The organism is Candidatus Aegiribacteria sp. (assembly GCA_021108435.1).
Taxonomy (GTDB): Bacteria; Fermentibacterota; Fermentibacteria; order Fermentibacterales; family JCC-6; genus Aegiribacteria.
In genome coordinates this window covers 1-7,534 of the sequence record JAIOQY010000008.1, presented here as the reverse complement: position 1 = coordinate 7,534, position 7,534 = coordinate 1, and the positions used below count along the sequence as shown (strand labels likewise).

5 protein-coding genes are annotated in these 7,534 nt (G+C 46.9%); all 5 read left to right on the top strand.

Features of this window, described 5'->3' with window-relative positions; genetic code table 11:
- Positions 1-1,883 (top strand): tetratricopeptide repeat protein (locus tag K8R76_00500; GenBank protein MCD4846651.1); only part of this gene is annotated, 1,883 nt, incomplete at its 5' end.
- Positions 1,884-2,122: 239 nt separating this feature from the next.
- Entirely contained in the window at positions 2,123-3,373 is a 1,251-nt protein-coding gene (locus K8R76_00495) for a hypothetical protein (protein MCD4846650.1), read from the top strand.
- Between the two features lie 39 nt (positions 3,374-3,412).
- Positions 3,413-4,645 carry a PLP-dependent aminotransferase family protein gene (locus tag K8R76_00490; protein ID MCD4846649.1) on the top strand — a complete coding sequence of 411 codons (1,233 nt, stop codon included), beginning with the start codon at positions 3,413-3,415 and terminating at the stop codon, positions 4,643-4,645.
- Between the two features lie 27 nt (positions 4,646-4,672).
- Positions 4,673-6,040 (top strand): threonine synthase, encoded by a 1,368-nt coding sequence (gene thrC, locus K8R76_00485; protein ID MCD4846648.1) that lies wholly within the window; start codon positions 4,673-4,675, stop codon positions 6,038-6,040.
- A 74-nt stretch (positions 6,041-6,114) separates the two neighbouring features.
- Complete coding sequence (locus tag K8R76_00480; protein MCD4846647.1) at positions 6,115-7,323, top strand: cofactor-independent phosphoglycerate mutase; 1,209 nt, start codon at positions 6,115-6,117, stop codon at positions 7,321-7,323.
- Positions 7,324-7,534 lie beyond the last annotated feature (211 nt).

Sequence of the window (7,534 nt, the reverse complement as noted above, 5' to 3'; positions counted from 1 at the left end):
TCCTGCTGGAAATGACCGACTGGAATGAGGGACAGCTCTTTGACATGATGGATGAGATACTCGGAATGAGATTCCTTTCTCAGGGAGTTGAGGAAACATTCTGTTTCAAGGAAGATATCATAAGAGAAATCATATACGGCAGGATGAATGAATCCAGGAGAAGAAAATATCATCTGGATGTTGGAGCAAAGCTGTTTTCGGATAATATGGACTGCCAGGAAAAGGTTGCGGAAGAACTCGCGCTTCACTTTCACAAGGGAGGAGATCAGTTAAAGACTATTCATCACAGCATGATTGCCGGGAACAGCGCCAGAGACTCATATGCCAATCAGGATGCTATCAGGTTCTATACATGGGCTGTTGAAATGCTTGAGAAAAACTCTGAAAACATGACCGAAACGCTTGTGGAGTGCCTGAAGGATAGAGCCGGTGTATATAATCTCGTAGGAGACAACGAGAAGGCAATTGAGGATCTTTCCAGGGCAATAGACCGTGCTGGAGAGACAGGGAACAGTGAGAAGGAAGCTGATTGCCTGGTAGCCGCCGGTGCTGTTTTTCAGGATACAGCGCAGTATATGAAGGCGAAAGAATTATCCAACAGAGCACTCGAAATTTACCGGGACAAGAAAAACAGACCGGGTGAAGCGCTGTGTCTTATGAACATAGGAACAGTAAACCGTTTTCTTGGCAAGTATCATGAGTCGCTGGAATATTTCAGGCAATCACTGGATGTGTACTGTGATTCTTCCGATCATACGATTGAGATAAAAATACTTACCGGGATTGGAACCACCTATGCCATGCTGGGAGAGTATGATAATGCCCTTGAAAACTACCATGCGTCCAGGGAACTCAGCGATACTACGAGCAGTCGGAAATCACATGCCGCCACACTCAATAATATAGGGAACATACACTACTTCAAGGGGGACTACTCGAAGGCTCTTGAGTGCTACAATCAATCAATGGAAACCAACAGGGAGATAGGAAACCGGAGAGCCCAGGCGTCGATACTCAATAATATGGCAGGTTTGAATTACAAGATTGGAAATTACGCTAAAGCTTTAATCAGTTTCCAGGAAGCCCGGCGTATTTCCTCTGATATCGGCGACAGAAAGGCCGAAGCGGCGACTCTGAACAATATAGGAACTGTTCAGATGCATCTTGGTAACAACAAAGACGCGATTCCAAATTTCATAAATTCACTTGACATAAGAAAAGAGATAGGTGACCGGAGCGGTGAAGCGGAAGGTTATGCAAATATTGGGGCTGTCCGGCAAAGGCTCGGGGAATACGCTGAAGCACACGAGTTTTTTGAGCACTCACTTCGAATAAGGGAAGAGATTTCAGACCGTGAGGGGCACACAAAGATATTGTGCAACATAGGATGCGTATTTCTGGAAGAGAATGAGAAAGAAAGGGCTGACGCGTATTTCAGGATGGCTGAAACATTCGCGAGGGAAATTGGTTCAAAACCTCTGCTTGCCTGGGTTCTTGTCTGTCGTGCTCAGTTAAGCCTTGAAGAGAACGATCTCGCCGGTGTGAAGCGGTATCTCGATGAACTTGAAACTCAGTCAGCTGAGCTTGAATTAAAAGAGATAAGTGCGGAAATGCTTCTCATTTCCAGCAGAATGTTTACTTTCGAGGATATGACAGAGGACGCGGAATCCTGCATGAAACAGTCGATTGAGAGTTTCGAGGGGCTGGGGGACGATTATCTGATTGCCAGGGCTCTCTACTATCAGGGTCTGATGCAGACAGAATCAGGAAGAAAATCCGATGCCGGAGCAAGCTTTGACAGAGCCAGGGTAATATTCACAAGAATTGAGGCAAAAGGCTGGCTAATCCGCATGAACCGCGCAGGGTCAAACCTTGTATCTTGACAATTATTCCCGATAATAGCTAAAATATAATAATAAACAGCTGTATTGGATTAATCAAAGAATAGTTAAAACGTCTTTCCGACTGTATCCGTATTCATTGCAGAGTATGAGTGAAAAGTGTATTGTTATATTGATTTGAATAGCAATATTATTCTTGTGTTGTTCGCAGACAGCACAAGTATCTATCAACTGCCCGGGCTGCTGTGAATCCGAGTGTCCAGGCTGAACAGGAGGGTTCGATGAGATATCCGTTATTGTCCGATGCTGACATGAAAGCCATAGATGCTCTGAAAGAGCATCACGGCGGAGCAGAGAAGATCGTCAGTACAATCAGGAAGATGAGAAATTTAGAAACCAGAAAGCGCATCCTTGCCGAAAAGGGTTTCGGAAAAATGATTGAGGAAGCAGAAGCCTATGCTAAGGATTTTCCTCAGGTAGAGGATTTCGAGAAGGAAAACGGAATCATCTATAATGATGCTTTCGGAACCGGAACAAGTCAGGTCTCAGGATTCCAGGGCGCAAAGGTTACTCACGAATGCATCAGGCGAATAGCTGAGAGTGCAGGGACCGATGAACCATGTTTCGCTCCGCAGGAAATGATATCCGTTGTAGCTCTGACAGACAATTACATTTACAACGGCGATCTACTGGCAACTCTCACAATGGCCGAAAATATTATGAAGGCCAGTAAGTTCTGCAGCACAAACCTGATCGGAATTCCGCAGCCCGAGGATCGTTTCAGAGAACTTGAAGCACTTACCGGTGAGAAATTTGAAAGATACGAGTGCGAATGCGGAACCTGTGCGCTTACGCTGAAGAATCAGGGTACACCCTTCGGAAACTTCGGTGGAATAGAGGTCGCGAACAATAATCACCTGGTCTATCTTGACGGCATCACCCGCACCGCTCTGGCAACCGGAGGGAATTTTTTCCTGAATCCGAGCTGGAGTACGATAATAGCAATCTGCTACTATGGACGGGATATTCCGAACCTCCATATAAAGATTTCAATGCTTCTGGCTACACAGAATCCCATGCAGTTCAGAATGCTGCTCAATATCATGAACGAGTACATCCGTGATGATGGAACTTCACCCATATATGAAATCAACATCGGCAACGGCTCAACCGCAGCCAACTTTATCCAGTGTGCGAAGGAACTTAATGCGAGCGAAATAAAGGGTGTCAGCCTTGCTGCTCATATTTATATCAATCCCGATCTCGGCATACCGAGTTTCAACTGGACCGATAATATGTTCAGAGTACTTGAGAGCGGTACTGATATGACCTTCAAGTACGAGAGCGATGGAACCGCCCATGATCTCGATACAATGGCGACTTACTTCATATCAGAAGATGAGCGTGACGCGATCGCAATGGATATTGGTGAGGTTATTTACAACAAAGCTATTCGCGCATCTAAGGACGGCAGGGCTATGATGAAACGGGGTATCAGGGCAATCTTCGCAAAGAGTTGTCAGCAGCACTGAATACTCAAAGGTTCACTCAGAACAGGCAGAGAGGTTTCCATGATACAGGACTGGAACAATCGTTTTTCGGATAATATCAGAGAGTACGGCGGGTACTCCATAGGCAAGCTGTTCGCTCTGCTTAAAGATCCTGAGATAATTTCCCTTGCCGGTGGGCTGCCATCGCCGGATATGTTCCTCATACACGAGATGCGACTCGTATCCGGAAGGGTTCTTGAGGAAGATATCGAGAAGGTTATGCAGTACACGCCCATCAAGGGAGAAAGGGTTCTACTTGATGCTATAGTGCGATTTCTGGATAGAGACAATATCCGGGTTACCGATGAGAACATTGTTGTAACTTCATCAGGGCAGCACGGTCTTGACCTGACGGGAAGATTATTTCTGAATCCCGGAGATATCGTTCTTCTTGACCGACCCACATTCGCCGGAGCTATTGTCGCTTTCCAGATGCAACGTCCAAAATTCGTTGGTGTTGATATCGATGAAGATGGCTCAAATGTAGAGGGATTTCGCGTAAAGATCGAGTCTCTGGGGAAAGAAAATAGGAAACCTAAATTCATCTATGTTGTGCCGGATTTCCAGAACCCCTCCGGGATCACCATGAGCCTGAAAAAAAGACTTTCACTGCTCGACCTGAGCAGGGAGTACGGCATCCCCATTCTGGAGGACAGTCCTTACAGAGATTTCCGATACCGCGGCGAAACCATTCCTTCCATCTACGCGCTTGACCAGGAAATGGGTGGCGGGAACGTAATTGGTCTTTACACATTCTCGAAACTTTTCTGTCCCGGTCTAAGGGTAGGGTTCAACATCGGCCCGCCAGAAGTGATTGAAGCTATGACCAACATCAAGGAAGGAAATGTTCTGAATACTCCCAAGTACAATCAGGACATGTGTGCTGCATTCCTTACCGAAATGGGCATGGAGGAACATATCCTTAAATGCAGGAAATACTACGGTGAGAAGCTTGAAGTGTTTCTTAAAACAATGCAGGAATGTTTCCCTGAAGAAATGGGAGTGACATGGACCAAACCCGAAGGAGGGTTATTCCTCTGGGTGACGGTTCCTGAGCAGATTGATACACACGCGTTATTCTATGAAGCAATAAAATACAAGGTAGCTTTCGTTCCGGGTGATGTGTTCTTCGGGGAGAATCCCAAAAGGAATACGATGCGAATCAATTTCTCGTTTGCGTCGAAGGAGCAGCTGGCCGCCGCAGCAGGAAGACTTGCTGAGTGTATTCGCAGCCAGCTGTCATTGTCAGAGTAATAGAACAACACCAGGCAGGAAAGAAATATGAGAAATAAACCGATACTGTACAGATCAACCAATCAAAGAGTTCCAGCGGTTAACTTTGAACAGGCTCTGCTGAAGGGTATCGCTCCGGATGGTGGGCTCTATATGCCGGAGGAGATACCCCGATTCTCACAAAGGGAGATACTGGATTTCTCGGACGCTGCATACCACGAAATTGCGTTTGCTGTCGGGAGTAAATTCCTGGCCGGTGAGATTCCCGAAGATGATCTGAGGCGAATTGTAATTAATGCCTATGATTACGAAGTACCGCTTGAGCGCGTATATGACCGGAAGTACGTGATGAGACTGGATCAGGGGCCGACAGCTTCCTTTAAGGATTTCGCGGCAAGAATGATGGGTCGCCTTATGCAGTACTTCCTCGACCGGAAGAGCGGAGAGCTGCTCATACTCACCGCAACCTCAGGAGATACCGGAAGCGCTATTGCGAATGCTTTTTACGGACTGGACAATATCAAAGTTGTAGTCCTTTTCCCGGAGAAGGAAGTGACAGCTCGTCAGCGGAAGCAGATGACAACCCTTGGGAAAAACGTAACAATACTCTCCCTTAACGGTAAGTTCGATGATTGTCAGGCTCTGGTCAAACAGGCATTCGCTGACTCAGAGCTGGATTATCTGAACCTCTCGTCCGCGAATTCGATCAATATCGGCCGTCTTATACCTCAGACGATGTACTACTTCTATTCATTTGCGAAGCTGCGGTCAGGAGATCCTGATGAGAAAGTAGTTTTCTCCGTTCCATCAGGGAATTTCGGGGATCTCTGCGGCGGTCTCATTGCAATGAATATGGGCTTGCCGGTAAAGAAATTCATAGTAGCGACAAATGAGAATGACGAGTTTCCGAAGTTTGTCGAATCAGGTATTTATGAAAAACTCGTACCTTCAAGGAACTGTATCTCAAGCGCCATGAATGTAGGTCATCCGAGCAATATTCCCAGGCTGGTCGCTCTGTACGGAGGGAACATGGACGAGCATGGTGTGATAAACACCGCTCCGGACCTCGACCGCATAAGGAAAGACATGTATGCGGTAAGCATCAACGACAGTGAAACGGAAGCGATGATAAAGGATGCCTATGAAGAATACGGCCTTCTGCTTGAGCCTCATGGTTCCGTCAGCTGGGCAGGTCTGGAGCGCTATCTTCAGGAAACAGGGGAGCATATGGATCAGCTTTGCATCTCACTGGAGACAGCCCATCCGGCTAAATTCCCCGAGAAAATCCGCGAAATTCTTTCTCTCGATCCTGAATTGCCACCCAGCCTTCAGGGACTGGAGGAAAAAAAAGAATCCTACGAGCATCTGCCTGAAGGTTATCCGGCCTTCAAATCTTTCCTGAGAGATAATTACTGAAAGTGATGAGAGTGGCATCCACGTATCTGATGGGTGTCATTTTCAAAGAACCAAGTGAAAGCGAAGATAATTAAATGAAGTACATCATCATTCTTGGAGACGGCATGTCTGACCGTCCCATCAAGACTCTTGGCGGAAGAACACCGCTCATGGTCGCTGATATACCCCATATAGACTCCCTTTGCGAAAGGGGAAGGTGCGGGAAATTCGTAACCGTACCGGAAGGTATGCCGCCTGGAAGCGCGGTGGCGAACCTTGCCGTACTCGGTTATGACCCAGCGAAAGTTTTCCAGGGCAGGGGAGTGCTGGAGGCGGCAAGTATGGGAGTGGAGCTGGAGTATTCTGATCTCGCAATGAGATGTAACCTCATCTGTATCGAAGACAAAAAGATAAAGAACCACTCCGCGGGACACATCAGTACGGAAGAATCTCACCAGCTTATTGAAACGCTCAATGAACAATTGGGATCTGATATGATGAGATTCTATCCCGGCGTCAGCTACAGGCATCTGTTCGTGCTTAAGGATGGAAACGATGCCGTTTCCTGTACTCCGCCACATGATGTTCCCGGAACTGATTATACTGATGTTCTGATCCAGGCAACGGAACCGGCTGGGGAAAGAACAGCAGCTCTTCTGAACATTCTCACTCTCCGATCGCAGGAGATACTCAGAAATCATCCTGTTAATCTGAAACGAATTGCTGAAGGTAAAGATCCGGCGAATTCGGTCTGGTTCTGGTCTCCCGGTTATAGACCGAAGATGAAAACCATGACTGATCTGTACGACATAAAAGGAGCTGTCATTTCAGCTGTGGATCTTGTGAAAGGTCTCGGTATTTATGCCGGGCTGGATGTTATTGAGGTCGAGGGCGCAACAGGGCTGTACGATACGAATTACGAAGGCAAGGCTCAGGCTGCAGTAGACGCGCTGAAAGGCGATTACGACTTCGTCTATCTTCATGTAGAGGCTACGGATGAAGCCGGTCATGAGGGTGACGTTGATCTGAAGATCAGGACCATTGAATATCTCGACAATCGAGTCGTGAAATACATCATGGAGCAGACTTCGGGTATGCCTGAAGATGTTGCTATCGCCATTACTCCCGATCACGGAACGCCATGTGATGTCAGAACGCATGTTCATGACCCTGTACCGTTCCTGATATATCATCCCGGTGAAAAACCTGATGATGTCACACAGTACGATGAGAACAGTACTGAAAGCGGAAGCTACGGCACAATCAAAGGAGCTCGATTTATAAAAGAACTGTTGCGAAACTGACACCCTGCTTCTGCTCTCTATTTAATCTCCCGGATGATCTTGAATATCATGTCGGACAGAGTTAACTGGACTATAGAGTACAGAATTTGATTCAGCTTAGAGGTATGTGTGATATGGCCTTTCCGACGCGGATACTACTTCTCCTTGTCCTTATAGACCGACACAAACCAAAGTGCCGCAACCCCCAGGAAGAATATTCCTAAACCACCTG

Bases quoted from the DNA above. Each gene is read 5' to 3' on its own strand.
- K8R76_00490 (MCD4846649.1), top strand. From the start codon at position 3,413: ATGATACAGGACTGGAACAATCGTTTTTCGGATAATATCAGAGAGTAC.
- thrC (MCD4846648.1), top strand. From the start codon at position 4,673: ATGAGAAATAAACCGATACTGTACAGATCAACCAATCAAAGAGTTCCA.
- K8R76_00495 (MCD4846650.1), top strand. From the start codon at position 2,123: ATGAGATATCCGTTATTGTCCGATGCTGACATGAAAGCCATAGATGCT.
- K8R76_00480 (MCD4846647.1), top strand. From the start codon at position 6,115: ATGAAGTACATCATCATTCTTGGAGACGGCATGTCTGACCGTCCCATC.